Source organism: Tessaracoccus antarcticus (assembly GCF_003688855.1).
Taxonomy (GTDB): domain Bacteria; phylum Actinomycetota; class Actinomycetes; order Propionibacteriales; family Propionibacteriaceae; genus Arachnia; species Arachnia antarctica.
Window position 1 is genome coordinate 1,415,724 of record NZ_REFW01000001.1, and the last position, 22,575, is coordinate 1,438,298.

The following is a 22,575-nucleotide window of genomic DNA, read 5'->3' on the forward strand; positions in this document are numbered from 1 at the left end:
GCTGCACGCACCCGCCCCAGGATGGCCGCCAGCCACCACGTAAGGCTGACTGGTCGGATTCCGTCGTGGCGGGCTGAGCATGGCTCGTTCGATGGGGACTGGTGGTGTGCACCGAACTCCGCGCAACCCCGAGGTGAGAGGCCCCCGAGTCCTGCGCCGTACCGGGTTCCCTAAGGGTGGTTCACCCGCGGGTTTACGAGGAGATCATCAGCGGCGTTCCAACGCGGTCGTCCGTGCTGCGAAATAGTCGTGCTGCTGAGAATTGGTCGCCGAAGAACGCGTTATCCTGTATGTCGCTTCGAGGAGAGGATAGGCGCCTCGCGAAAGAGAGTACTGTATGTCGAAAATGGCACACTAATTGACTGGGTAGACCCTGGGCGGGAACGTGGTCAATGTGGACATGGCAGTGCTCATTGAGCAGTAGCCAAGGAGGAAAGCGAGCTGCTGCTCGTTGAATCCCCCGCGCTTCATTCGGGAAACGCGGGCTGCTGATAAATGGCGCAGCGACGCGTTATTGGATTCGGTGAGTTCCGTTTTTGTCGACGGTGTAGCGGAATCCCAGTGGGCTGGTCCAGATGAGTTGACCGGGGCAGGGTTGTTGACATGTCCAGAATCCGGCGGTTTTACCGCGGTGGGGTCGCCGGCTGAACGGGCCGAGGTTTCCGATCCGGGTTTGCGGGTCCCTGCAGGCCGCCTGGTAGGCGGTGGTGTGATCGAGGTCCAGTCCGCGGCTGGTGCGGTTACTGAAAGGGAACGCCTCCTTGGGGAACACCAGACACGCGGCTTCCCGCATCCTGCGGGAGGGGCGGTACTGGTGCTCCGGGGCGATCGAGTTCAGATCAAGGACCGGCGTGACCCGGATCTGTTTCCCGTCCAGCAATTCCCGCAACGTTTTCACCGCCACGCTGGCGGTGTTCTCGATGGTGGCTGTGCCGTCGGGGTGGAGGTGGATGTAGATCTGCACCTTGGGCTGCAGCCTGGCGGGGTCGATGGTGATGGTCCCGCACGTATGACCCGTGCAGTGTGCAGGGTCGGATGTCACCCTCCCCGTCTCCGGAGCAACCGGCAGGCCCGAGGCCATTGCGGGCCCATCGTCTTCACTGCCCTCATGGGGGGCGGGGTGGGTGTGGTCGTACTCCGTTGTACCGAACATAGCTGGCTGCAACGCGGCTTGGAGCATGGCCAGAGCCACGGCCGGGTGGGCCATGATCCCCAGCGCCTTCGACCGCAGCACATCAAGGGCAACCCGGCTGTACTCCGGCTTCGCGTGGAGAATCACCGCCAACTGGGTGATCGTGGCGTTGACGTACTTCCCATCCAACAGATCCAGCTTTGCAGTCAGGTTCACCGTCGCCTCATGTGGCTCCCACAGACGCGCGTTGCGGTCCTGCAACTGCCGAGACTCACGCTTTGCGGCGATGACGGGATCGGCGGCGATGATGAGCTTGTCGCACAAGTCGATGGCTCCCTGCCATGAAAGACGGTGCTGCCTGGCCGCCCACTGCATACCCACACGGTCGGCTACTTCCTGGTCCACGACACCGAATTTGCCGGCGGCTTTGCGGGCGCGGTGGGCTTCCAGGGTGAGGTCCTGCACCGCTGCCCAGAGGCTGGGGTGGCGGTGGTACAGGTTCAACGTCTCAAACAGGACGGTGCGGGCCCGGGCGGGGCTGCATCCGAGGAGGGGTCCGAGTTCCATGGCGGCGAATTCGGAGATGGGTGCGGTTCCGGGGGACCCGCCCGGTGTTGTTTGTTCGACGAGTTCGTTCAGGAGTTCATCATTGATGATGGAATCGGTGGTGGCGGTGTAGTTCTGGGCGAGGGAGACAATGGCACGCAGTTGGTCGGCTTGTGCTTGTTTCTCTTGCGTCACGGCGTTCAGCAACAATGTCGTTGCCTCAATGCACAATTCCTTGTTCATGTGTCAACACTACGGTCCAGCACTGACATTTTATGATCCGTCCTCGTGCCTATTTCGGAGGGGAAGCTAACCAGCATCCGGGGGCATGGCCGTCGGCAATACCGAGGGCCTGCATGGTGGCCTGCATTGTGGTGGGGCCCACGAAACGGAAGCCCAAACCTTTTAGTCTCTTTGAGAGAGCCGTCGATTCGGGGGTGTTGCCGGGTGCCGTTGGGCTGTGTTCTCCCGGGTCGGTGGGTGGGGGAGCGTACTCAGCGAACAAGTCTTCGAGCCGGGTCCCCTGCTCGTGCATGACCACGAGGGCGCGGGCGTTGCCGATGGCCGCCAGGATCTTGGCTCGGTTGCGGACGATCGACTCGTCAGCCATGAGACGTTCCACGTCGGCGTCCGTGAATTTCGCCACCTTGTCTGGCACGAACCCCTTGAATGCCTTGCGGAACGCTTCACGTTTCCTCAGGATGGTGATCCAGCTCAGCCCCGCCTGGAATCCCTCCAGTGCGAGCCGTTCGAACAACTCGCGCTCGTCCGGTGCGTCCTCAACCGGATGGCCCCACTCCTCATCGTGGTAGCGCTCGTACAGCGGGTCTCCCGTGCCGAAGCACCTATTGCGCGTCATCACACCTCCACCAGTTCCCATAGGACCTCCAAGTTCACCCTCATTGTGGTCCGACCGGGACCCCCATCGCCATGCACAGTCACGATGGTGGAAAACCGATCCCCGCGGTGGAAAGGGAAAAATGGCTCTATTCACTGCTGTGGAGGAGTGCGCGGCAGTCGCGGCTCCTACGCTGATGCGATGAGCGAAGAGTCTTCTGGCGAAGGCAAAGGGTCGAATGAGATTCTGGGCGACGGAACGGTCCGTCTCCGTCCGCTTCGACCAGGCGATCTCACGGCCCATGCCAACGGCTGCGACAGCGTGGTCAACCAGTGGACCAACGGGGGACGAGTCAGCACAGTGGAGGAGCACCTTGCGTGGTTGAACCGGAATGCCCGCGCCTGGCGAGATGGCGGGCCGGTTGTGGACCTTGCCATTGAGCTGTGTGACACCGGTGAGCATGTCGGCGTCGTTGGTGTTCAACGTGGGCTCCCCTACCTGGATCCGGGCGAGGTGAACCTGACGTATGCGCTCTACGGTGGCCAGCGCGGGCGAGGTTTCGCCACAGCGGCGGTGAGCCTCGCGATGCGCCTCGCTGTCGATCAAGAGCCGGTGACGGCTTTCCTCATTCGGTGCTCGCCGGTGAACAGCAGCTCGGCTGCGGTGGCGCGACGGCTCGGATTCTCCTACGTAGGGTGCGTCGTGGAGGGGTCGGAGCCGCTCGACCGGTACGTCCTCAGTGCCGCAGCCCTTCCGCGAGGATGACATCGGCGCACCACGACCACGTCCCATGGGTCCGCGGCTTCCCCCGGTGGCCTGCGCCGCAGCAAGGCACTAAGCTGATCGGAGGTCCGGCTCGGACCGTTCCCCGGTTGGTCTTTCGGCAGGGCCCGCCTGACTTTGAATCAGGATTAGCGAAGTAGGTTCGACTCCTACCCGGGGAGCCGCTCTGACTAGGCGTTTCACGAATTCATTGATGTTTCGTGCAACATACGTGCCACTGTCAGGCGTGTCAGTGACGCTCACCTCGCAGCATGACGTCGACCTCGTTCAAGTCGACGAGCACGCGGAATCCGTGATGGAAGCATGGGAGCTTGCCCTCCGCGATTCTTCGCTCCAGCGAGCGCCGGGAACTCCGGCAGTACTCAACGGCCTCCGGGAGAGTTGCGTAGCAGGGAGCAGGTTGGTCGAAGTCTTGGTCACTTCTGTTGTGCCGTACAGATTTTCCGCACTCTCATGCCGCCGTTGGGGCGGTGGCCACAGATTCAGGCGCTTTGCGGTTCGCGACTCGCCCCCTGGGTCATGATGGGTTGGCGGCGGTGCGTTCGGGCATGGGGCCCGCCGCCGTCAGCCACTTGCAAGTGACATGTTTGTTAAGGAGCGACCCCCATCGACGAGAACTCCAGCACCGCCCACATAGCGGTCACCTACGACAACTGCGTCCACGTCGAGGGCCCGTTCTATCACGGTACGAAGTCCGTGCTGGAGACCGGTTGTGAACTCGTTCCCGGGTACGGCTCCAATTTCCAGAGGGGCCGCGTGTCGAATCACATCTACTTCACCGCGCTCGTGGAAACGGCCGCGTGGGGAGCCGAACTGGCATCCGCGTTGGGAAACAGCGGGGATCGGGGGCGCATCTACGTCGTTGAGCCCCTGGGCGCGTTCGAGGACGACCCGAACGTCACCAACAAACGGTTCCCGGGCAACCCGACGATGTCCTACCGAACGCGCCACTCGCTGCGGGTCCTCGCTGAGCTTGAGACTTGGCAGGGCCACGCCCCCGAAGTACTGAAAAGCATGCTGGACCACTTGGCACAGCTCGGCGAGCAGGGCCTCGACGTCATCGAGGACTAAACCGACATCAGCGCCATGAGTTCGACGAACGTCGACTCCGCCGACGGGTGTGCGGACGGTGGCCTTCGGGCGATACCTACTGCCCTATCGTCCACCGACCTCGCGCTCAGCACGAGCGAGCCACGCCAAAGCACGAACGCTCTCCCAAGTACCCGACTTGAGCCGCGACGCGGCCCCACTGGCAGCCTCCAACAGCGAGACCGCCTCCTGCGTTCCCTTGGACTCCAGTGAAAGCAGTGCAAGAGCCTCGACACTCTCCCACGAGCCGGACTTGAGCCCGCTTGCTGCGGCAAGGGCCCTCTCGAGCGCGGGTGGTTGGCTCTGAATCGATGGCATGGATCTCCAGTCGTCTGTGGTTCTGTTGTACCCAGCATTGCCTGCTAATGGGGTCTCAAGTACAAAACGCACGCGAATGCCGCGGATCGGGCGTCAGAACTGGGACGTGAGCTCAGGTCTCGTGGGGATCGTTGCCCATCAGGCGTACCAAACCCACGCCGTCATGAGGCACACAGGCGTAGAGAACGAACGTGCGCCCGGCTGCGTTGACTTCGGCCCACGCCATCACTTCGTCAACATCGCCGCCTGTCAGCTCGCGCTCGTCTGACGAGCCGTTGACAGCGTGCAAGTACACGCGGTAGGTCGGTTGCCCGATCTCCCAACGTTGATCACGAGGATCCACGACCGTCGTCTCCATGTGGGTGAACCTGCCAGCAATCGCCAACGTCCGCAACTGCCGCAATCTACGCGCTCAACCGCCCCGGCACGGATGAGAGCGTCGCCGTTCTAGAAGCCGCCGGAGTCTGCCTGACGTCGCGCTTCGGCTTTCGCGCAGCTCCCCACCCGGTGGCCGTAGCTGTTCTCAGCCGCCACCGGCTCGGGTTGAGCGGTGTCCTGGACGGAGGGAAAACGGGTGACGCCGAACCTCATCGTCGATAAAGTGCGGGACATGTCCGCCCTTCGCATTGACCCTCCGCTCGCAGGCTCCGAGGCGGATACACTGCGCCGCTACCTCGACTATCACCGGGACACTCTCCTGGTGAAGACCGACGGGCTCGACCCTGAGCAGCTTGCGCGTCGCCACCTGCCCTCAACCCTGACGCTCGGCGGGTTGCTGAAGCACGCCGCCTTCAATGAAGATTGGTGGTTTGCGAGGGTCCTAGCAGGACGCGACTCCCAGCCCGACTGGATTCCCGACGGCGCCTTCGACCATGACGACGACTGGGAGCTGACCTCAGCTGCGATGGATGACCCCGACGAGCTGAGACGCATCTTCGGCGCGGCCCGCGCTGCCGCTGACACGGCGATTGACCACGCGCTGACAAAGAACGGTCTTGACACGCTGTCCGTCATGACCAGCCGACGTGAGGCAGGGCAGGCGTTTAGTCTGCGCTGGATACTGTTGCACATGATCGAGGAGTACGCGCGTCACAACGGGCACGCCGACCTGCTCCGCGAGGCCATCGATGGTGCTGTCGGTGAGTAACCGCTTGCGGAGCGACTGACTTCAATCTGAGATGCCGAGCCGAACCGGCCCGGCAGCAAGCACTGCGCGAGGCGCTATGGCGACAACTCGCCGACGTCATCCCAGGGCTGGTGCGGGTGAGGAGGGCCCAGGCGTCTGCCCAACACCCTCATGATTGCGCTGCCCGACCGGCTCGGGAGAACCTCCTCGACACCACACCCGCGATCGCGGCCTCTACCGGAAGCGCGTGTCACTCCGGCACCCACACCCCGGCTGCCACCCTGCCCGCCATGGGCATCGATCCCCTCCGCACCCTCGGCGCTCTGCGACTCACCTTGGGCAAATCCCTCACCAGCGAGCAGATCGACACCGCAGCGACCGCCATCATCGAAAGCTGGCGCAACAACACCCCAACCAGCCAGCCCGCACCCGAATAGCGGGCGACGAACGCGCGCTCATGCCGCAGGCGGGGTGGTGCATCTCTCACATGGGCTGAGGTTCATTGTGCGTCGATGATGGTTCCGTTCCGCGGCAGGCCGCCGGGAAAGGTGATCGACAGAGCACTTGCGCTCATCACGTCGACACCGCTGATGGCCTGCAGGTGAAGGTGCGGTTCCGTACTGTTGCCCGTATTGCCGCAGCCCGCGAGCAGTTGACCCGCGTCGACACGTTGACCGGTTCTCACGCGGACGCTGTGGTGCTGGAGGTGGCACAAGGCAACCACTGAGCCGTTGTGGGTCCTGATCATCACGTGGTTACCAGCGAGCGCCAGCCAGCCGGCCGCAGCCCGGCGTGCCTGGGTGAGTGCGTAGCGGATCGATGGCAAGCCGCGGAAAGCTGCATGATCGGGTTCGGAATCGTGCAGCGCGACGATGATGCCGTCCACCGGCGCCAGGACGGACCGCCCAAAGCCCGGAAAGCGTGCCGCGGGTTCGGGATACACGAGCGAGGCCAATGTGAGTGGCGCGGTGCGACCGGAATCGTCCACCGGTACGAAGTCAATCGCGAAGGTCGAGGCGTACAACGTCGTGCCGTGGCTCGGGACCCGGTTCGCAGGGCTGTTTTGAGTCAACCATCGACCGTTGAAGGGATAGGCCAAGTTGAGCGTGATGGGCACGGGAGCGGCTCCAAGCCAGGTTCGCGACCAACCCATGGTGGCCTGTTATCCGGTCCCGAGGGCCACCCGTTCATCGATCCAGCCACGTTCGGGAGGGCTCGGTCCTGTAGGGGGGCGGGTCCACTTGGCAGACGCGGTTGGTCGCCGCCTATCGCACTGGACTCACTCTTATGCCGCATCCAAGGCGCCTGGACGTCCGTATTTAGTGCGCTCTCGAGTTGAGTCGTCGAGGACACTGCGGCACAACAACCGCATTATGGCCGGCGTCTCATCTCAGTTTCTCGAAGACCATCGTCGCCTGGATCCGGTCACCACCAGCGAATCCGCCGCTCTTCGCGGACGCGGTGGAGATCGTGTGCAGGCGGTACCCCTGCGCGGCCTGCTTGTTGAGCACGCCCTCGAGTTCGGAGAGGTTTCCCGAACCTGTTCCGAGGAACTTCTCCTTGAGCGTCACCTGAATTACCACGTATTCCATTCCGGCCTCCTCGCCTCCGCGGGGCGTCGCGTCGGAGGCCCCTCCGGACTCTATGTCAGGTCCACGTACCGTTGTTTCGAAGGTCGCGATTCTGTTGCCACCGTGGTCCATGGCAACACTCAAAGGTGGAGGCCTCCCGAAGCCGACGGCATACGCATCTGCCCGTCCGCTAAGCCAAGTGCTCGAACGACTCTTGGCTGGGCCGCCAGTACATCCATTCTCGAGGCGCAGACTCTGGCCGACCGCGAAAATCGGGCACACGCGTGTTGGTGAGCTGTGATCATTGCGGAATGAGTGAAAACACGACGTCACCGGCCGCGCAGACGTGTATCTTTTGCGCCATATCGGCCCGTCAGCACGAGGCCAGTGTGGTCTATGAGGACGAGATCGTCGTGGCCTTCATGGACCGATACCCCGTCACGCCCGGCCACGTCCTCGTCGTGCCACGCCAGCACGTCGTTGGACTCGAAGACCTCGACGGAGCTACGAGTGCTCAGGTTTGGTCGGTGGGCCATAAGATGGCACGTGCCCTGCGGCGCTCACGTTTGGACTGTGAAGGGATCAATATCCTGGTCTGTGATGGCGAGGTCGCGTTCCAGACCGTCTTTCACTTCCATCTGCATGTCATCCCCCGTTTCGCAGGAGACGGTTGGACCATCAATCCCGAGACGCAGGAACGCGGGCGGGCGCTTCTTGAAAGCGACGCGCATGAAATCAGGAACGCCATCCCGCATGCAGGTAGCTGTTGATACACCCGTTCACCACGACTGCCGGTGATCCCACCGTAGGCAGAAGCCTGCGGCGTCAGCAGGCGGACCGACCGAGCAGCGCCAAGAACTTCGTTTGCTCGTCGGCGTCTTCGGGGACGGACAGGCGCGGGCCGAACGCACCGGAAGTCTGCGCGATGTCACCCATGTTTTCAGTGAAGGCGCGCACGAAGGCCATGTCCTCGACTGCGATGGTCTCCTCAATCCCGGCGGCGTGGGCGATGTCCCAACGGTGCACGACCAGGTCCACGCTTATGAAGGAGCCGAAGGTTGCACCGACGGTGGTGCGCACGCCAAAGGCCTCGTATTCGAAGCCAGAACAGCTCGGAACCTCCAGCGCGGCCTGCGCCGCATCCCGAGCATGCACCCAAGAGCCCAACGGATCAGCCGGGTCCATGGATCCGGCCGACACGACCCTGCCCGTCTTCTTCAGCAGGCCTGCCTCGCTTTCGATCACGTGAGCCAGCACATCGGCGGCAGTCCACCCCTCGCACGGCGAGGCGTTGTTCCACGCTCCGGTGGGTACTGCCTCGACTGTCGTCGTAAAACGTTCGGCCAAGCGTCGGTAGCGGTCCGTCGGAGCCTCGCTTGCTGGTGTCGACATGACGTCCAGTATGTCCGATGCAACGCTGAATAGCGCGTGCCGTTTACCGATCCGCTTGCGGGCACATCCGACCCCGTTCCCGTCACTGAGCCGCCAAGAGCAAAAGCACTCATGTGCCGCAGTGAGCGTATAGGGAAGCTGAGACGCGGAACCGGCCTGGCCAGGGCTGGCAAGATCACAGTCATGAGTGATTATCTGGGAGTGAACGCCGCCAACTGGGATGCGCGGGCGGAGGTGCACATGGGGCCTGGCGGCTACAACGTGGATGTGCTGGATGATCCGGCGTGGCTGTCTTCGGTCGTCCGTTTTGACCTACCCCGGCTCGGGGACGTTCGCGGTCTCGACGCCCTGCATCTGCAGTGCCATGTGGGTACGGACACGATCGGCCTTTCTCGTTTGGGCGCGCGCCTGACGGGGGTGGATCTGTCGAGCCGGTCCCTGGAGTATGCACGTGTCCTGGCTGAACGGGCGGGCGCGCAGATCGACTATGTGCAGGCCGACGTCTATTCCGCGCCCGAGGCGTTGGGTGGGCGCACCTTTGACCTCGTCTATACCGGTATTGGTGCCCTGTGCTGGTTGCCGGATATTCGTAAGTGGGGCCAGACCGTGGCGCGGTTGCTACGGCCGGGCGGTCGCCTCTGTGTCCGCGACGCACACCCCGTCCTCAATAGCGTCATCGGGCTGGTCGTGCGGGACCACCACCCGGACCGAGACCAGCAGCCCGACATCTCCGGACCAGGTGTCGCCACACCCGCCTTGGAACTGCCTTACTGGGAGAATGAGGAAGGTCTGACGTGGTCGGACGAGGTCTCCTACACAGGGCAGGCGCCGGTCCTCTCGCCCGTGTCGAGGGAATGGAATCACGCGCTCAGCGAGATCGTCATGGCAGTGCTTGACGCCGGGCTCACCCTGGAGCTTCTGCAGGAACATGACTCCGTCCCGTGGGACGCACTGCCAGGGCTCATGGTGCAAGACGAGGCGGGGGAGCACCGGCTTGCGCAGCGACCGCAACGGCTCCCGGCGAGCTTCACCTTGCTAGCTTGCAAACCGTGAGCTCCAGGTCGACTGGTTTCAAACCCGACTCAATAGCCTCGGGGAGCCCTGCTGTGATCCGCAGGAGCTGAGGCTCACGGCCCCGGCGGTACTAGCAGACGATCGGATCTGCCGCCGTCTGCTAGGTCAAGTGCTCGAACGACTCTTCGCCGGGCCGCCAGCACATCCATTCACGAGGCGCGGAGTCTTCCGGTCCTGGCGCCAACTGGAGGAGTGCGATCTCCACGTAGACCTCTTCACGAGACGGATTTATGTGGATTTCGCCGGCCTCCAACTTGATGCGCGCACGTCCTGCGGTTCAATCGGACTCGAACGAAGGGTGCAGGTCTCCACTTCATGGGGCTGGTGCACCGGGCCTGAAGGGGTTCACACTGTGGCATGAGCATCGAAGAGTGGTGGCCGAAGTTGCGATCGGAGTCCCGCGACTACCTGATCGCCAACAACGGTGATGTGGTGCCGCCGAAACTCGTTCAGGAGATCACCGGCGCCGGCGGTGTGATCACCCCGGATGCTTGGTGGCTCGGTCAGAGCGGACCCGCTGGGCTGGACCTCTCGGACGAGGCGGTCGCCTGGATCGAGGAGGTCGCCAACGGGGAGACGCCGAGGCGTCGATAAGACGGTCGCAACTGAACACCCAGATCTGCCGCTATGGGCGAGTGCGATGCGGTTACCAGCGGGTCGGCTTCGCGGTCGAGCCTGCCGATATGCCGCCGCTTTCTTCAGTGAGATGCCTGTGACCGATTTTTCCGCGACAGGCGACTGGCTCGTATGAGGGGCGAAGGAGCGTGCCTGTAGCGTCGAACCCATGGATCCGGAGCAGACTCTTGTGGGCGGCAACACATCGGGGGATGTAGTGCGGGTTGGTTCGACGGTGCGCAAACGCTGGCTGTCCTCGACGCCGAGGGTGGTGGCATACATGGACGCTCTCCGCGAGCAGGGGATCGATGTCCCGCGCACCTACGGGCGAGACGAGCACGGCAGACTCGTCCTCGACTTCGTCCCGGGCACCTTGGGGATCGAGATGGCGCCACTGTCAGTTGAACTCGTTCAGCGCGTCGGGGCTGTGGTGAGAGACATTCATAATGCGAGTCGTCGGGTCTCCGTTCCTCGTGACTGGGACGTCACCCTTCCGGCTGCGCACCCGGATCTCGTCTGCCACAACGATCTCGCCACGTGGAACCTCGTCATTGACGATGACCGGCTGGTATTCATCGACTGGGATGGAGCCGGTCCGAGCAGCCGAGTGTGGGACCTCGCTTACGCGGCCATCTCCTTCGCTCACTTGTTCCCCGACGCGGTGGTGCAGGATTGCGCCATGCGCCTCGCGGCCTTCCTGAACGGCTACGACGCGAGTCCTGAACTCCGGCGCGCCCTGCCCGATGTCCTGGTCGAGCGTTCGCTCGCCATGTACGAGCTACTGCGGACCTCGCACGAGGCCGGCGTCGAGCCCTGGGGATCGATGTACGTCGAAGGTCATGGCGATCACTGGCTCATGACCTCCCGTTTCATCTCTGAGCATCACGGAATATGGGTTGGGGCCGCCCAGGAATGACCTTCGCGCATGCCGTGGTGGCTGGGGTGGCGGCGTCTGCACGGTCCTTGATGATGATCATCGTGACGCGATGGTCGATCCGACAGATAGTCCGGACACCCGCGCGCGGTGTGGCTCGCTGTCGAGACTGGTTGCCAGGGTCGCCGGAGATGCGGTGCGGCGTGGCCAAGTCCAGGCGGAGCGCAGGATGAAGGCGAGAAGGAGCACCTCGAGTCCGATGGTGAGGCTGTAGTAGAAGGCCCAGTCCCGGGATGCACCTGCCGCGTTGAACACCATGACGGGGATGTACAGCGATGCCACGATGAGGTTCGTGGCCCGATTCACACGGGCGGGCAGCGTCATGGAGAGCATCACCATCAGTGCCGGGATCCCTATGACCACGACGAATATGGTCATCAACGTCGGGGTGATGTCGAACTCGAAGATGCCGCCACCCCGGACCTGGTCGATGACGCCGGGTTGGTAGAGATGGAAGTAGTCGATGTAGATGACGAAGAACATCAAGCTGGTCCAGGCTGCCGCGATCTTGGCCTCCACGGGCATTCGCAGACCTTCCAGCGTGCTCCGGGACGGCGGATTCTCCTGTGCGGTGGTTGAGTGAGGTGTTCTCATCAGATTGCTCCTTGCCTTGGTGGGATGGGTGTTTCCACCTTCACCGATGCCGGCGGCGGGCACATCCGCCCCGGAGCCTGTTTCGACCTGGCCGTTGGCACAGTCGTCCTCTCGTACTTTCGGCTCTTACGCCGATTACGCGGCACTGCATATTCTGATCAGATGGCCACTGACGCACTCCGTTCGCTGTGGGCCGAACCCCGACCTGCGGGCCCCCCGGGCAGGGGGCATCGGGACTGGGCCCTGGTCGCGGTACTGATCGGTTGGTCCGCGGTGGAAGCGGTGCTCGGTGCGGATCTGGCGCCGCGCTCACTGCAGTTAATCGCGGTCCTCGCGGTCCTCGGTCCCCTTCTGTGGAGACGCGAGCGTCCGCTTGTCGCGGTCGCGGTCGCCTTCGGAACGTTGACCCTGGTCGACGTCGTCAGAATCCTGACCGGCACCTCAGGCGCTCTGCCCTCAAGTGTCTCGGCCACCCTGATCCTGACGTACGCCCTGTTCCGGTGGGGCTCGGGTCGGGAAGCAGCAAGCGGCTTCGGTGTCATCCTTGTCTGGCTGACCGTCACCCTCGTCGCCAACCCGGCTGGCCCGGCGGAGGTAGCTGCTGGCTACGCGTTCTTTTTGTGCGCCGCCGCGCTTGGAACCGCGACCCGCTATCGCTCAAGGAACCGCATCCGCGACATCGACGAAGCCAAGGCACGAGAACGCGAACAGCTGGCACGCGAGCTTCACGACACCGTCGCCCATCACGTGTCGGGTATCGCCATTCAGGCTCAAGCAGGCCGTGCGGTCGCAGCCTCCCATCCCGAGCGTGCCATCGAGGCCCTGTCCATCATCGAGGATGCAGCGACCCGCACCCTCACCGAGTTGCGCGCCATCGTCGGCGTCCTGCGTGCCCCGCAGCACACCGAGTTCGCGCCGCAACCCGGCATGGCCGAGGTCGAGCAGCTCGCCACTGATGGACCAACGCACCCCTGCGTCGAGGTGACCCTCACCGGCGAACTTCACGACCTCAGCCCCGCGGTCAGGGCCGCGATCTACCGCCTCGCCCAGGAGTCCATCACCAACGCTCGACGCCACGCTCGCCACGCCACTCGCGTCACTGTGGCCGTGACAGGAGACACTGACCAGGTACGGCTGACCGTCGACGACGACGGCTCCTCCGCGGCTGGCGGTCGCGCCCCGGCCGGCTACGGACTGGTGGGCATGCGCGAGCGCGCCACACTCCTCGGCGGCACGTTCCACGCCGGCCCCACCGCCGAGCGGGGCTGGCGAGTCGAAGCCATCCTGCCCCGAAGCGGGCCACGATGAGCATCAGAGTCCTCATCGCCGACGACCAGCTCATCGTGCGCACCGGACTGACGATGCTCCTCGACGCCCAACCCGGCATCGACGTCATCGGCGCAGCCGCCGACGGGCGCGAGGCGGTTCGTCTCGCGCTTGAACTGCGCCCTGACGTCGGCCTGTTCGACATCCGGATGCCGCTCATGGACGGCATCGAAGCCACCCGACGTCTTGCTGGGCCCGACGTCCCCGACCCCCTGCCGATCGTGGTCATCACCACCTTCGACCTCGACGAGTATGTCCACGGAGCACTCAAAGCCGGTGCCCGCGGGTTCCTGCTCAAGGACGCCGGACCCGCCCTGCTGACCCAAGCCATCCATGCAGCGGCTGCCGGAGACGCACTGATCGCACCCAGCGTGACTGTCCGACTGCTCGCAGCATTCGCCCACGCACAGACCTCAACACCGAGGCAGCCGTTGGAACCCCTCACCGCCCGCGAGGAGGAAGTCCTCGTGCCTGTCGCCCAAGGCCGCACCAACAACGAGATCGCCAGCGAGCTGTACATCACCCCAAGCACCGTCAAGGCCCACCTCGCCAGCCTCATGCGCAAACTCGGCGCCCGAAACCGCGTCGAGGTCGCCATGTGGGCCCACGAGACCGGCCGCATCTGAGACCGCACAAGGCAATCAACCGCGTCACGGCGGCGGCCCACAGCGTGACAATTGGGCGTCTACCGTTGTGCGCGACACTGCGTCGGCGCACCGGGTGATGGCACCTCAGCCCGCTGAAAGACCAACGCCAGCATCCATGGATCCGCTGCAGCCAGGATCACTGATCCGCCTCGAAAGGTGATCGCGGCCCACCAGACTCGGGGGACCCGGGTCTACTGCAATCCTGAAACGGACGGCAATCCTGAATCCCCACACGTCCGCAGTGAGTTTCCGCGCGCCACTCGTCGTGCGCCTCGTTCAGGCAGTGATGACGGCTAGGGGACGAGGTGACCTGCGGCCCGGTAGAGCTCGTACCATTCCGGCCTTGTCAGCACGATGTCTGCGCCCTTCGCTGCCGCTGCGATCCTCGCAGGGTTCGTTGTGCCCAGAACCACCTGTAGCTGCGCCGGGTGCCTGGTGATCCACGCGGTGGCGATCGCTTCTGCCTCCACGCTGTACTTGGAGGCGAGCCGGTCGATGACAGCGTTCAACTCCGGGTAGTCGGGGTTCCTGAGGAATACGCCGGTGAAGAAGCCGGCCTGGAACGGAGACCACGCCTGCACGGTGATGTCGTGCACACGGCAGTAGTCAAGGATGCCGAGATCGCGGCTGATCGACTGCTCGAGCCCCACCATGTTCATGGCAACGCCCTGGGCGATGATCGGTGCATGCGTGATCGACAACTGCACTTGGTTGGCCACCAGCGGCTGGCTGACGTAGCGCTTCAGTAACTCAATCTGGTTCGGGGTGTGGTTGGAAACCCCAAAATGCCGCACCTTGCCAGCCGATGACAGCTCGTCGAAGGCGCGGGCCACTTCCTCCGGCTCGACGAGCGCGTCGGGACGGTGCAGCAACAGGATGTCGATGTGGTCCGTGCGCAACGCGGCCAGGGACCCGTTAACTGCTTCGATGATGTGCTCGTATGAGAAGTCGAAGTAGGGTCCGTCCTTCACGATGCCGGCCTTGGTCTGAAGAACGATCTCGTCCCGCTGCGCGGAGGTCAGCTGCAACGCCTCAGCGAACCGGGTCTCGCAGCCGTGTGCAGCCCCAGCCCCGTAGATGTCGGCGTGGTCGAAGAAGGTGATCCCGGCAGCCAGAGACGCGTCGAACAGCGCCCGGACTTCGGCGTCGCTCTTCTCCTGGATCCGCATCACCCCAGTGACCACCGCGGGCACGGTCAGGTCGGTGCCTGGCATCGTGAATGTCTTCATTGTCATTCCTTCGTTCTAGTGGGCCTGCGGGAGCGGCGCTTTCTCGTCGTTGCGCCGAGACGAGCGAAATCGCGGATCTGCGTGAGCGCGGAGCGCGCCCTTCCCCTAGTGTGTCGATTCATGAGTCAGGATGCGAGCCAGTCGCCTTTACAACAAGATCCTTCGCTACTTGCCATCCGGAACGCAAGACTCGTCTCCTGGGCAACCGGGATCGGGCTCGTCCTCGCCCTGATCGCCCTGATCGACGGTCTATGGATGTTGTTCACACGGGAGTTGGCCAACTGCCCGGAGGGTACGTACTTTCCGGAGGGAGCGACCAACTTCGACTGCTACGTGCACCCGCAAGCCGGACTCGGCATCGCGATCGCATCATTCTCGGTCGTGCTCGCGATCTTGGTGGTGTTTGCAAGCATCATGGTCAGATCCACACTCACCCCGCGGCCGCCGTCGCCATGAAAGAAGAACGCCCCATGGCCCGACCGACCCGTCGGGTAGCGATGAGTCTGCGTCGGGAGTTGGGCGTTCCACCACCGGGGAATTCAGCCACAGGTTCTGACGTGCACCACAGGGCCCATATCTCGTGAGAATCGGTTACGGGGACGCGTGCTGGTTCCACGCCTTGGACATGTTTCGTGCCCGCTCGACGTCTCTCTCCACCGTTGCCCTCCAGCACCTCAATTCTCGAAGGGGCCCCCACCGATCGGTCGGGAATCAGGTGGTTCGACGTGTTCCCGCGTGATGGAGGGGATCCGCCCAGGGGCGAAGCGTGGACACGGTGGAATGCGGGTTGTGCGCACGGAATCCGGTGTGCAAGGTGCAAGCGCTCAGGACTGGTCGAGCCAACGGATGACCGCCTGGACGCGGCGATTGCCGGCCGGGTCCTCCCAGAGGTCGAGCTTGGTCATGATGGAGCGGACGTGGGACTCCACCGTGCGTGCTGACAGGGTGAGACGGTCGGCGATTGCGCTGTTGGACAGCCCCTGCGCCATGAGTTCCAGGACGGAGCGTTCCCGCTCGGCGAGCGCAGCGAGTTGGTCGCGGTTGCGGTGCCGGGCCAGGAGCTCGTCGGTGATGAGGGGATCGATGACAGTGCCGCCAGCGGCCACCGCACGGGCGGCGTCGAGAAATTCGTCAAGGGCGGTGACCCGCTCCTTGAGGAGGTACCCCAGACCGGACGTCTGTTCGGTCAGCAGGTTGGCGGCCGCGCTGGCCCGCACCGACTGGCTGAGCACGAGCACGGCCAGCCCTGGTTGCTCGGCGCGTAGAAGGGAGGCGGCAAGCAGTCCCTCGTCGCCCTGCTCGGGTGGCATGCGTACGTCGGTGATGAGCAGGTGCGGTCGCATCGCCCGCACGGTGGCCAGTACCGAGTCGTAGCTGCCCGCCTCACCGACGACGTCGAAGCCGTCCTCCCGTAGCAGGCTGACGAGTCCGGCACGGATGAGGGCGACGTCCTCGGCGACGACGACCGTGATGGGTGCCGCGCTGGCACTCCGCGGCCACAGGATGGCGTGCACCAGTTGCGCGGGCTCACCGACCGACGTGGCAAGCCCGTCCGACCAGTGGGCGGGGGTCGGCGCGGGCAGGAGCAGCCGGACGACCTCGGTGGCGAGGATGTCCCCGGGGTGGCCACGCTCGGCAAGTTCGCGAACCAGCGCGACGGCAGCGGGTTCGGGGGCGTCGGCCCGGTACGTCACATCGGCCACGTGGAGCGCGAGGGATGTCGCGGGCTGGTCCTGCTCGGCCTGCTGCCACTCGATGGCCGCCGCAACGGCATCCGCGGTCCCGGTGAACAGGGCCAGCCCGGCCCGGTGCGGAAATCGACCACCGCGATCCTCAACCCGTGCGCGCACAGCATGCGTCGGACCGGAGGCTTCGGGTGGCCAGGCCAGCAGGGTGGTGGTCGTCATCCGTGGTCCTGCCCGGCAGCGGTGGGCACAGTGATGATCCATCCACCGTCCTGGTTCGACACAGTGCCTCCGAGGGCCGTCACGCGGTCGCGGACGTCGAATGCGGGGGCGGGGCCGGTGTGGACAACCAGGCACGGTCCGTCTTCGCCCATTGTCTCCTCGATGGTCGCGGCCGGGTCAGCTTTCGCCGCCAGATAGGTGGTCATCTCGATGATCGGAGGGTACCGACGATCCGGCACCAGATGGCTGCCGAGCGCGGCGCGCAGCCCACCAACAGTCAGGGACGCAGAAAAGACCCCGTGGGAGATGGTGCGTACATCGGCGGCCACAGCGTTGATGCGGGCCACGACGTCCACGACTGGTGTCCCACCTGCCAGGGCATGGGCGATGGAGGCGAGCTCTGCCAGCGGGCCGTCCACGAGTGTCGTGCGCAGGGCAGATCGCGGTTCGTCCGAGGCGACGAGCAGCCGCTGCGCCAGCAGTCGGGCCTGTTCCAGATCGAGGGCGGCGGATGCCCGCAGGCGCTCGGTCTCCATGATGAGGCCCGCGCCGGTGGCGACGAGTTCGACGGCGTCGGGGTAGGCGGTGGTGGCTGAGTCCTGGTCGATGAGTCCTATGACACCCGACCCGCGGACGATGACCGTGGTGGCGCGGTCGGCTGCCCCGGTCTCGGGAGAGGTGCTCCTGCCCGCGGCGTTCACCCAGCCCGGCGCACCATCGACCGGATAGAGGACTCTGATCGACGGGTCGGCCAGCGCACGTGAGAGGTACCGCTCTACATCGATGGTCCTCGTGCGGGGAAGGGGAGTTCCCGACGGCGACGTCGGTATGCGAACGGTCATGTCGATCCAACCGATGCCTGCGGCGATGGCCCCGGCCAGGAAGGCAGGCAGGATGACAAAGAGTGTTGCATCGGCGTTGGACAGGTTGGGTGCGGGTGGACCCACGGCGGAGGCGACCGCCCAGATCTCGCTGGCGGTGAGCGCGAGTGCCCAGCAGGCGACAGGCCACAGGATGGGGCGCGCCGCGATCCGCGACGCTCGTGGCATCCGGCGGATCACGGAGGTTCCGGCGAGCCCGAGCGGGCCGGTGCACACGAGTGCCGAGTGCACCACGAGCAGGACCATGGCCGGGCCTGCGACGCGACCGGGCGCTGCCGTGAACCACAGTGCCGGCGGGACGGACCCACCCAGGGTGAGAACGAGGACGAGTACGACGCCCAGCGCTGCCGCCGCCCAGAAGGAGTAGGAAACCAGGCGCACGGCACGCGGGGGAAACGTCAGAGCGGAGTAGCGGGAGACGACGAACGCAGGCAACGGTGCCGTCAGTAGGGCGGTGATGCCGGCTATCGGCGCCACGGGCCCGAGGTCCGTTGCGCGGCAGGCGGCGAGCATTGCGGCGAGGACGGTGAAGCCGAGAAGTGGCCCGAAGCGCTCTTGGGGATGCCGGGCCACCATGAGCGTGGCGAGGACTGGGGCGGCGAGGGCGCACAGGGACAGGAAAACTGCTTGGCCGCTGTTGACCTGGTCGATGCCGACCCGCGTGACGATCCCGGTCCAGCCAGCGCTGACCGCGATGACGGTGATGACCCACAGCGCCGCCACGTCGTGACGCACGCGGATCATGATGTCGCCGCCACAGTGACGGCCGGCCGGGGCACGTGGATGTCGAGCACGGTGCCGCGTTCGGGCGGGCTCGTCATGTGGACGGAGCCGTCGACCCCGGACAACCGACTGGCGATACTGGGCGGCACTTCCGCGACGTCGCCGATGCCGTCATCGCTGACGCGCAGGTGTACCTCCGCGGCCTGGATGACCAGGTGCACCCGGATCAGGTTCGCGCCGGAATGTTTGACTGCGTTCGTGATCGCCTCGCCGGAGGCGAGGTAGAGGGTGAGCGCGAGCGGATCATCGGCCGCCAGATCACCCCCGGCTTCGACGAGGACGGGGATCGGGCACACTGCGGCGAGGGCGCGCAGCGCGCCTGCCAGCCCATGGGCCAGTGCCGCGGGCGTGGCGTGGTCGACGAGCGCGAGGATCTCGCGTCGGACCTCACCGATCTGGTCGATGATGGCGTCTGCCCCGGGCGCTCCGCGTCGCGCCGACAGCCCCGCCACCAGGGCAAGTCCCACCAGTAGTTGCTGGGCCCCGTCGTGGAGGTCGCGTTCCAGTTGGCGTCTGCCGCTGTCTGTTGCCGCAACAAGCTCACGTGACCGGGAACGCACATCGGCCCGCCGGGCGTCCGCGACTGCGGTGGCCCGTTCGTTGGCCGATCGCGCGGCGATCATGGTGATCGCGAGATCGGCGAGGAGTGGCGAGAGCGCCGTCGACGAGTCGATCTCCAGCGCGGCCGTGGTGGAACCCGATTCGTCCAGGACGGGCAGCAGCCGGCGGTCCGCCGTGACCTCGGGCAGTGGCGCGCCTGCCGCGTCGATCCAGGTGCCGTTCGAACGCCGGTAGCGGACCAGCGCCGTCGGGTCGCCGGTCGTGGCCACTGCGGCCGCGGACGGAGTGAGGACCGCCGGCGCGGAGCGAAGGTCAACCTCGCGGTGTTGACCCCCCATGGAGACGGCTCGCCGACGGCGGCGCCCACCGACCAACACCCCGAGCGCAACGAATCCGACCTCGAAGTAGATGCCGACAAGTGAGAGGAATGTCCAGAGCGTGGTTGATGGGCCGCTGCCGAAGATCAGGCTGCCGAAGACCTGCCAGCCGATGTGCACGATGAGCAGCGATCCGCAGACGAGCACGCCGGAGGTGGTGATGGGTGTGATGAGCGGCCGGACGGCGGGCGGCACAGCTCGACGACGGCGCACCAGGACGACCAGGACGATGGCGGCCGGCAGAGCCTGGGTTGCCAGTGCCTGGATTGGGTCGATGACGCGGAACACGGCCGGGACGTCGAACACGGCCTCGAACGGCTCCGGCCAGATCGTTGAGGGATCTGGCCGGCGGCTGAATACTTGTCCCACGAAGACGAGTACCGCTCCCGTCACGGTCCACCAGGTCACAGTGCGGACGAGGCGCCGGCTCGGACGCCCGGTTGGCCAACTCATAACGATGATGGCGAGGAGAGGCTCTGTGAACACCTCCACCCATGTGAGCTCGCTGACCCACCGCGATCCCGGCCAGCAGTAGGCGATGGTCCACAGCCACTCCGACGCGGCCGCGAGGTAGAGCATGCAGCCCGTCGGATTGGCGGGAGCGCGCCACCACCACCACCAGCCGACGCCGAGCCCGAGAGCCCCGCCAAGGCAGCTCACGATGACGAGGGCGGCGGTGTAGCCGTCCCAAGCGGCGCCATGCATCCAGTTCCGCTCCGCAAGGGTGCCACCGGCCGCGGCGAGAGCCACTCCGACGACGGCCAGGGCTGGGAGTAACCAACGTTCCGGGCGGGTCACGCCGATTCGGCCCATACCGATGCCCCTTCCCGCATCGGGCGTCGTGCGGATCGTCACGCCACCGGTGGCATCGACTGGCGCGGTCACGGGGTGGCCCTGGGTGTGGCGACGGCAACGGAAACTGCGCCGTTGGTCTTGAGGACGTAGTGGCCCGGGAGCCCGGCTGACGCGGGGCTGCCAGCCTGTGGGCTGAGGTCCGTGGGTGCTGGCAATGGCATGGCCCCGGGAGTTGGCGCCGGCAGGGGAACGGCGGTCGGCTCGTGCAGCCCGGCCCCGCAACCTGTCAGGGATCCCACGAAGACGAGACCCGCGCTGATGATGGCGATTCGCTGCAGTGTCGTTGACATACGAACCACGCTAGAGACGCGTCGAGCAGTGAACTTGAGCGCTGGCACTGAAAAATTTCCAGAATCCGTCGGAGCGACGGGGTTGGCACTGACTCGTGCCCGCATCGCGGTCCAGGGGCTTCGAGGAGAGGCGCGTACACGAAGGCGCCACATCGACGGGCGAGCCCGTAGTAATCGGGAAAACCCTCATATTCGGAACATACATTGACGCCCTGCTTTTCGTGCTCGGTGGTCCGAACAAAGTTGGGTGGCACAGGGCCTCAGCGAACGATTCCGCACACTGCATCGCCTCACCCCTTGTGAGAACGAGGAAGGCCGGTCCACGCCCCGCGAGACCGGACGCGGTGGGATGGCTGCACCTGGGGATGGTGAGCGGGGAGAAATACCCAACTGCCCTCAGACGTCGGTCAGGAGCACCCGCCAGAAAGGCGTTGTAGGCCGGGGGCCACGACGCACCCTGGCCGATCAGGCCAAGGCCGCGCATCCCGACGATGTCGCTGCCATACTTCGGCGAAGGACTCAATAGAGGAGGGTGGCGAATATGGCTTTTGAAGAAGCGTTGGCTGGCGTGGCGGCCCAAGTGGAGCAATACCGAGCCGAGTTGAAGACCGAGGAAGCGACGAAGACGGCGGTGGTCATGCCGTTCATCAGTCGCGTCCTTGGTTATGACGTATTCAATCCGTCGGAGGTCATCCCGGAATACATCGCGGACGTCGGCATGAAGAAGGGCGAGAAGGTTGACTTCGCAATTATGAGGGACGGAGAAATCCAGATCCTCATTGAGGCCAAGGCCATCGGAGCGCCGCTGACGCTCGAGAACGCAAACCAACTTGTTCGCTATTTTCATGTTTCCAGCGCGCGAGTTGCAGTCCTCACCAACGGTCAACACTGGCACTTCTTCACTGATTTGGACAAGCCGAACAGGATGGACGACAAGCCATTCCTTCGCTTGGATCTGATGGACATTGACCCTTACACGCTGCCCGAACTCAAGAAGTTGACCAAGGTTGCATTCGACCTCGACTCCGTTCTGCTTGCCGCTGAGGAACTCAAGTACGTCAGTTCCTTGAAGAGGGCTCTGCGGGAGCAGTTCGAATCTCCCTCTGACGATTTTGTCCGTCTGCTAACGAGTCGTGTGTACGGTGGACCTTTCACGGCCAAGGTTCGTGACCTCTTTTCTCGGTTGACAGCTACGGCGCTCCAGCAGTTTGTCAATGATCAAGTCAACGGGCGACTGAAATCAGCACTCCGTGGGTCCGCCCCAATAGTCCCAGCCGCTCCGGAGGTTGCACAGGCCAACACAGCGGAGGAACTCGACGACGTCGCGACGTCGGACAGCGACATCGAGACCACATTGGACGAACTCGAAGGGTTCCACATCATTCGCGCGATCGTGGCCAGTGAGGTTCCGTACGACCGCGTGGTTTCACGCGATACCAAGTCGTACTTCGGAGTACTCATCGACGACAACAACCGCAAGCCGGTCTGTCGCCTGCATTTCAACAGGAAGCAGAAGTACGTGGGCCTCTTCGATGAGGAGAAAGTGGAGCGAAGGGAGGCCATTGAGAGGGTCGAAGACCTCTATCACCATGCGGAGGCTTTGCGGGCGACCGTGGGCAGGTACCTCTAATACGGTCAGTCACCGTCAGCGTGCGGTGTCACGGGAGACCACGAGTGTTGCCCCATTCGCTGCCACCTCGGAGCCGC

General features: G+C 64.7%; 24 protein-coding genes and 1 tRNA gene. 13 read left to right on the forward strand and 12 right to left on the reverse strand.

The features are described 5' to 3' along the window. Window positions 1-511: 511 nt before the first annotated feature. Both EAX62_RS06180 and EAX62_RS06185 read right to left on the reverse strand, forming a co-directional pair. Complete coding sequence (locus EAX62_RS06180) at window positions 512-1,921, reverse strand: hypothetical protein (protein WP_121900703.1); 1,410 nt, start codon at window positions 1,919-1,921, stop codon at window positions 512-514. Window positions 1,922-1,970: 49 nt separating this feature from the next. Next, the gene (locus EAX62_RS06185; protein ID WP_121900704.1) at window positions 1,971-2,537 is read right to left on the reverse strand and encodes a DNA-3-methyladenine glycosylase I; all 567 of its coding nucleotides are present in this window, start codon (window positions 2,535-2,537) and stop codon (window positions 1,971-1,973) included. Between the two features lie 180 nt (window positions 2,538-2,717). Here EAX62_RS06185 and EAX62_RS06190 point away from each other — a divergent pair, with 180 nt between their 5' ends. The 3 genes from EAX62_RS06190 (at window position 2,718) to arr (ending at window position 4,370) form a co-directional block, all read left to right on the forward strand. Then, window positions 2,718-3,281 (forward strand): GNAT family N-acetyltransferase, encoded by a 564-nt coding sequence (locus EAX62_RS06190; RefSeq protein WP_158600570.1) that lies wholly within the window; start codon window positions 2,718-2,720, stop codon window positions 3,279-3,281. Window positions 3,282-3,381: 100 nt separating this feature from the next. Continuing rightward, a tRNA-Gln gene (locus tag EAX62_RS16665) sits at window positions 3,382-3,460 on the forward strand. A gap of 472 nt (window positions 3,461-3,932) precedes the next feature. Next, on the forward strand, window positions 3,933-4,370 hold the full coding sequence (arr, locus tag EAX62_RS06195; RefSeq protein ID WP_121900705.1) for an NAD(+)--rifampin ADP-ribosyltransferase: 438 nt from the start codon (window positions 3,933-3,935) through the stop codon (window positions 4,368-4,370). Window positions 4,371-4,818: 448 nt separating this feature from the next. Here arr and EAX62_RS06200 read toward each other — a convergent pair whose 3' ends face one another. Further along, window positions 4,819-5,064, reverse strand: coding sequence for a hypothetical protein (locus EAX62_RS06200; RefSeq protein WP_121901052.1), 246 nt, complete (start codon window positions 5,062-5,064; stop codon window positions 4,819-4,821). 252 nt (window positions 5,065-5,316) lie between these two features. On the opposite strand from EAX62_RS06200, the gene EAX62_RS06205 reads away from it, so the two are divergent. Both EAX62_RS06205 and EAX62_RS16670 read left to right on the forward strand, forming a co-directional pair. After that, on the forward strand, window positions 5,317-5,853 hold the full coding sequence (locus EAX62_RS06205) for a DinB family protein (protein ID WP_121901053.1): 537 nt from the start codon (window positions 5,317-5,319) through the stop codon (window positions 5,851-5,853). A 269-nt stretch (window positions 5,854-6,122) separates the two neighbouring features. Continuing rightward, window positions 6,123-6,269, forward strand: a complete 147-nt coding sequence (locus EAX62_RS16670; protein ID WP_158600572.1) for a hypothetical protein — start codon at window positions 6,123-6,125, stop codon at window positions 6,267-6,269. Between the two features lie 62 nt (window positions 6,270-6,331). Here the strand turns inward: EAX62_RS16670 and EAX62_RS06210 are convergent, their stop codons facing one another. Both EAX62_RS06210 and EAX62_RS06215 read right to left on the reverse strand, forming a co-directional pair. Continuing rightward, complete coding sequence (locus EAX62_RS06210) at window positions 6,332-6,949, reverse strand: M23 family metallopeptidase (RefSeq protein WP_199711133.1); 618 nt, start codon at window positions 6,947-6,949, stop codon at window positions 6,332-6,334. Between the two features lie 268 nt (window positions 6,950-7,217). Next, a complete protein-coding gene (locus EAX62_RS06215; protein WP_121900707.1) occupies window positions 7,218-7,424 on the reverse strand; it encodes a DUF4177 domain-containing protein in 207 nt (68 codons plus the stop codon). 290 nt (window positions 7,425-7,714) lie between these two features. Between EAX62_RS06215 and EAX62_RS06220 the strand changes: the two genes are divergently transcribed. Continuing rightward, the gene (locus EAX62_RS06220; RefSeq protein WP_121900708.1) at window positions 7,715-8,173 is read left to right on the forward strand and encodes an HIT family protein; all 459 of its coding nucleotides are present in this window, start codon (window positions 7,715-7,717) and stop codon (window positions 8,171-8,173) included. A gap of 55 nt (window positions 8,174-8,228) precedes the next feature. Here the strand turns inward: EAX62_RS06220 and EAX62_RS06225 are convergent, their stop codons facing one another. Then, window positions 8,229-8,750 carry a TIGR03086 family metal-binding protein gene (locus EAX62_RS06225; protein ID WP_158600573.1) on the reverse strand — a complete coding sequence of 174 codons (522 nt, stop codon included), beginning with the start codon at window positions 8,748-8,750 and terminating at the stop codon, window positions 8,229-8,231. A gap of 228 nt (window positions 8,751-8,978) precedes the next feature. Here EAX62_RS06225 and EAX62_RS06230 point away from each other — a divergent pair, with 228 nt between their 5' ends. The 3 genes from EAX62_RS06230 (at window position 8,979) to EAX62_RS06240 (ending at window position 11,400) form a co-directional block, all read left to right on the forward strand. Then, a complete protein-coding gene (locus EAX62_RS06230) occupies window positions 8,979-9,848 on the forward strand; it encodes a class I SAM-dependent methyltransferase (protein WP_121901054.1) in 870 nt (289 codons plus the stop codon). Window positions 9,849-10,226: 378 nt separating this feature from the next. Continuing rightward, complete coding sequence (locus EAX62_RS06235) at window positions 10,227-10,463, forward strand: hypothetical protein (protein WP_121900710.1); 237 nt, start codon at window positions 10,227-10,229, stop codon at window positions 10,461-10,463. A gap of 190 nt (window positions 10,464-10,653) precedes the next feature. After that, a complete protein-coding gene (locus EAX62_RS06240; protein ID WP_121900711.1) occupies window positions 10,654-11,400 on the forward strand; it encodes a phosphotransferase in 747 nt (248 codons plus the stop codon). Between the two features lie 57 nt (window positions 11,401-11,457). Here the strand turns inward: EAX62_RS06240 and EAX62_RS06245 are convergent, their stop codons facing one another. Further along, window positions 11,458-12,012, reverse strand: coding sequence for a DUF6326 family protein (locus EAX62_RS06245; protein ID WP_121900712.1), 555 nt, complete (start codon window positions 12,010-12,012; stop codon window positions 11,458-11,460). A gap of 162 nt (window positions 12,013-12,174) precedes the next feature. Here EAX62_RS06245 and EAX62_RS06250 point away from each other — a divergent pair, with 162 nt between their 5' ends. Together EAX62_RS06250 and EAX62_RS06255 are read left to right on the forward strand one after the other, a co-directional pair. After that, the gene (locus EAX62_RS06250; RefSeq protein ID WP_121901055.1) at window positions 12,175-13,320 is read left to right on the forward strand and encodes a sensor histidine kinase; all 1,146 of its coding nucleotides are present in this window, start codon (window positions 12,175-12,177) and stop codon (window positions 13,318-13,320) included. Beyond that, the gene (locus EAX62_RS06255) at window positions 13,317-13,964 is read left to right on the forward strand and encodes a response regulator (RefSeq protein WP_121900713.1); all 648 of its coding nucleotides are present in this window, start codon (window positions 13,317-13,319) and stop codon (window positions 13,962-13,964) included. Before EAX62_RS06250 ends, EAX62_RS06255 begins: the two co-directional genes overlap by 4 nt. Window positions 13,965-14,278: 314 nt before the next feature. On the opposite strand, the gene EAX62_RS06260 is transcribed toward EAX62_RS06255, so the two are convergent. Further along, window positions 14,279-15,214 (reverse strand): aldo/keto reductase, encoded by a 936-nt coding sequence (locus tag EAX62_RS06260; RefSeq protein ID WP_121900714.1) that lies wholly within the window; start codon window positions 15,212-15,214, stop codon window positions 14,279-14,281. Window positions 15,215-15,334: 120 nt separating this feature from the next. Here EAX62_RS06260 and EAX62_RS06265 point away from each other — a divergent pair, with 120 nt between their 5' ends. Beyond that, a complete protein-coding gene (locus EAX62_RS06265; RefSeq protein ID WP_121900715.1) occupies window positions 15,335-15,670 on the forward strand; it encodes a hypothetical protein in 336 nt (111 codons plus the stop codon). Window positions 15,671-16,038: 368 nt separating this feature from the next. Here EAX62_RS06265 and EAX62_RS06270 read toward each other — a convergent pair whose 3' ends face one another. From EAX62_RS06270 to EAX62_RS06285, 4 genes are read right to left on the reverse strand one after another with little or no spacing between them, the layout of a single operon-like run. Continuing rightward, the gene (locus EAX62_RS06270) at window positions 16,039-17,121 is read right to left on the reverse strand and encodes a response regulator transcription factor (protein ID WP_121900716.1); all 1,083 of its coding nucleotides are present in this window, start codon (window positions 17,119-17,121) and stop codon (window positions 16,039-16,041) included. Continuing rightward, the gene (locus tag EAX62_RS06275; RefSeq protein WP_121900717.1) at window positions 17,118-18,746 is read right to left on the reverse strand and encodes a hypothetical protein; all 1,629 of its coding nucleotides are present in this window, start codon (window positions 18,744-18,746) and stop codon (window positions 17,118-17,120) included. Before EAX62_RS06275 ends, EAX62_RS06270 begins: the two co-directional genes overlap by 4 nt. Beyond that, a complete protein-coding gene (locus tag EAX62_RS06280) occupies window positions 18,743-20,608 on the reverse strand; it encodes a sensor histidine kinase (protein ID WP_121900718.1) in 1,866 nt (621 codons plus the stop codon). The genes EAX62_RS06275 and EAX62_RS06280 overlap by 4 nt, the downstream gene beginning before the upstream one ends. Beyond that, complete coding sequence (locus EAX62_RS06285) at window positions 20,605-20,868, reverse strand: hypothetical protein (protein ID WP_121900719.1); 264 nt, start codon at window positions 20,866-20,868, stop codon at window positions 20,605-20,607. Before EAX62_RS06285 ends, EAX62_RS06280 begins: the two co-directional genes overlap by 4 nt. 541 nt (window positions 20,869-21,409) lie before the next feature. On the opposite strand from EAX62_RS06285, the gene EAX62_RS06290 reads away from it, so the two are divergent. Continuing rightward, window positions 21,410-22,498: a type I restriction enzyme HsdR N-terminal domain-containing protein gene (locus EAX62_RS06290; protein ID WP_121900720.1), complete on the forward strand. Its 1,089-nt coding sequence runs from the start codon at window positions 21,410-21,412 to the stop codon at window positions 22,496-22,498. The last annotated feature ends 77 nt before the right edge of the window (window positions 22,499-22,575 follow it).

What these genes read in the sequence shown, in the direction of transcription:
- EAX62_RS06180 (WP_121900703.1), bottom strand. Translation starts at nt 1,921, where the DNA reads ATGAACAAGGAATTGTGCATTGAGGCAACGACATTGTTGCTGAACGCC.
- EAX62_RS06185 (WP_121900704.1), bottom strand. Translation starts at nt 2,537, where the DNA reads ATGACGCGCAATAGGTGCTTCGGCACGGGAGACCCGCTGTACGAGCGC.
- EAX62_RS06190 (WP_158600570.1), top strand. Translation starts at nt 2,718, where the DNA reads ATGAGCGAAGAGTCTTCTGGCGAAGGCAAAGGGTCGAATGAGATTCTG.
- EAX62_RS06200 (WP_121901052.1), bottom strand. Translation starts at nt 5,064, where the DNA reads ATGGAGACGACGGTCGTGGATCCTCGTGATCAACGTTGGGAGATCGGG.
- EAX62_RS06205 (WP_121901053.1), top strand. Translation starts at nt 5,317, where the DNA reads ATGTCCGCCCTTCGCATTGACCCTCCGCTCGCAGGCTCCGAGGCGGAT.
- EAX62_RS16670 (WP_158600572.1), top strand. Translation starts at nt 6,123, where the DNA reads ATGGGCATCGATCCCCTCCGCACCCTCGGCGCTCTGCGACTCACCTTG.
- EAX62_RS06215 (WP_121900707.1), bottom strand. Translation starts at nt 7,424, where the DNA reads ATGGAATACGTGGTAATTCAGGTGACGCTCAAGGAGAAGTTCCTCGGA.
- EAX62_RS06220 (WP_121900708.1), top strand. Translation starts at nt 7,715, where the DNA reads ATGAGTGAAAACACGACGTCACCGGCCGCGCAGACGTGTATCTTTTGC.
- EAX62_RS06230 (WP_121901054.1), top strand. Translation starts at nt 8,979, where the DNA reads ATGAGTGATTATCTGGGAGTGAACGCCGCCAACTGGGATGCGCGGGCG.
- EAX62_RS06235 (WP_121900710.1), top strand. Translation starts at nt 10,227, where the DNA reads ATGAGCATCGAAGAGTGGTGGCCGAAGTTGCGATCGGAGTCCCGCGAC.
- EAX62_RS06240 (WP_121900711.1), top strand. Translation starts at nt 10,654, where the DNA reads ATGGATCCGGAGCAGACTCTTGTGGGCGGCAACACATCGGGGGATGTA.
- EAX62_RS06245 (WP_121900712.1), bottom strand. Translation starts at nt 12,012, where the DNA reads ATGAGAACACCTCACTCAACCACCGCACAGGAGAATCCGCCGTCCCGG.
- EAX62_RS06250 (WP_121901055.1), top strand. Translation starts at nt 12,175, where the DNA reads ATGGCCACTGACGCACTCCGTTCGCTGTGGGCCGAACCCCGACCTGCG.
- EAX62_RS06255 (WP_121900713.1), top strand. Translation starts at nt 13,317, where the DNA reads ATGAGCATCAGAGTCCTCATCGCCGACGACCAGCTCATCGTGCGCACC.
- EAX62_RS06260 (WP_121900714.1), bottom strand. Translation starts at nt 15,214, where the DNA reads ATGAAGACATTCACGATGCCAGGCACCGACCTGACCGTGCCCGCGGTG.
- EAX62_RS06265 (WP_121900715.1), top strand. Translation starts at nt 15,335, where the DNA reads ATGAGTCAGGATGCGAGCCAGTCGCCTTTACAACAAGATCCTTCGCTA.
- EAX62_RS06270 (WP_121900716.1), bottom strand. Translation starts at nt 17,121, where the DNA reads ATGACGACCACCACCCTGCTGGCCTGGCCACCCGAAGCCTCCGGTCCG.
- EAX62_RS06275 (WP_121900717.1), bottom strand. Translation starts at nt 18,746, where the DNA reads ATGATCCGCGTGCGTCACGACGTGGCGGCGCTGTGGGTCATCACCGTC.
- EAX62_RS06285 (WP_121900719.1), bottom strand. Translation starts at nt 20,868, where the DNA reads ATGTCAACGACACTGCAGCGAATCGCCATCATCAGCGCGGGTCTCGTC.
- EAX62_RS06290 (WP_121900720.1), top strand. Translation starts at nt 21,410, where the DNA reads ATGGCTTTTGAAGAAGCGTTGGCTGGCGTGGCGGCCCAAGTGGAGCAA.